The following is a 1,021-nucleotide window of genomic DNA, read 5'->3' on the forward strand; positions in this document are numbered from 1 at the left end:
GTCGCTTTTATCAACAGGGTATACGGGCTGCAACCCTTATTCGGTCTATCTCCTAAACCTCTTTGTCACCCCCCCAGGAATTTTTGTCAATTTTGCAAAATGTACTCACTGATAATGTTTTTGAGCTTTTGGGGATCTTCAATGGCGATCGCCGCTCCTAAATCTGGACGCACAACCCACCACCAAACGAGCGTTTCTAATTGAATATCTAGAGTCAGCATTAAACAGTACCTCGAAAAGCTATAATAATTCTAATACTAACTTTTTCAGGGAAGCTAGGAGGTATTGTGCGACAACTCAAAGACTCCGGTTTTTATTTGCCCTACAACCCAAAACTTGTTCCCATCGCTAAACAACTGCGGCTAAACCAGACAGTCACAGAGAAAAAGATGTGGCAAGGTTTTTTGCGAAAATTGCCCCTTCGCATTTTGCGACAACGGCCGATTGATAATTTTATTGTTGATTTTTACTGTTCGGGATTAAGACTGGTCATCGAAATTGATGGAGAGAGTCATTTTACTGAACAGGGGAAAATTTATGATGAGGAGAGGACGAATATTCTAGAGGGCTATGGACTTCAGGTGGTCAGGTTTACTAATGTTGAAGTTTTGCAGAATTTTGAGGGGGTTTGCTATCAGTTGGAATGTCTGATCCTCCGTAGTCCGCTTACTAAGGGGGGGACAAGAGAGGAGGGAGTTTTTCGTTCATAACGGGGTTCTGATCCCCCCTAGCCCCCCTTAATAAGGGGGGGACAAGAGAGGGCGAAGTTTTTCGTTCATAACGGGGTTCTGATCCCCCCTAGCCCCCCTTAATAAGGGGGGGACAAGAGAGGGCGAAGTCTTGTAGTGAAACGCCTGAATCCCACTTAAAAAGATTGTGGACTCACAAACAATATTCAACCTAACTCTTGTCCCCCCCTTACGAAGGGGGGTTAGGGGGGATCGAAAGATTGTGGACTCACAAACAATATTCAACCTAACTCTTGTCCCCCCCTTACGAAGGGGGGTTAGGGGGGATCGAA

Annotated in this window: 2 protein-coding genes; one reads left to right on the forward strand and one right to left on the reverse strand. The window is 45.2% G+C overall.

Going from position 1 to position 1,021, the window contains the following annotated elements:
• Positions 1 to 86 precede the first annotated feature (86 nt).
• The gene (locus QUB24_RS33290; RefSeq protein WP_333157851.1) at positions 87 to 221 is read right to left on the reverse strand and encodes a hypothetical protein; all 135 of its coding nucleotides are present in this window, start codon (positions 219 to 221) and stop codon (positions 87 to 89) included.
• A 66-nt stretch (positions 222 to 287) separates the two neighbouring features.
• Between QUB24_RS33290 and QUB24_RS33295 the strand changes: the two genes are divergently transcribed.
• A complete protein-coding gene (locus tag QUB24_RS33295; RefSeq protein WP_333157852.1) occupies positions 288 to 710 on the forward strand; it encodes an endonuclease domain-containing protein in 423 nt (140 codons plus the stop codon).
• Positions 711 to 1,021: the final 311 nt, after the last annotated feature.

Origin of the sequence: Microcoleus sp. B9-D4 (assembly GCF_036705105.1) — a bacterium.
Lineage (GTDB): Bacteria > Cyanobacteriota > Cyanobacteriia > Cyanobacteriales > Microcoleaceae > Microcoleus.

Coding starts and splice junctions, on each gene's coding strand:
- QUB24_RS33290 (WP_333157851.1), bottom strand. CDS start 221: ATGCTGACTCTAGATATTCAATTAGAAACGCTCGTTTGGTGGTGGGTT.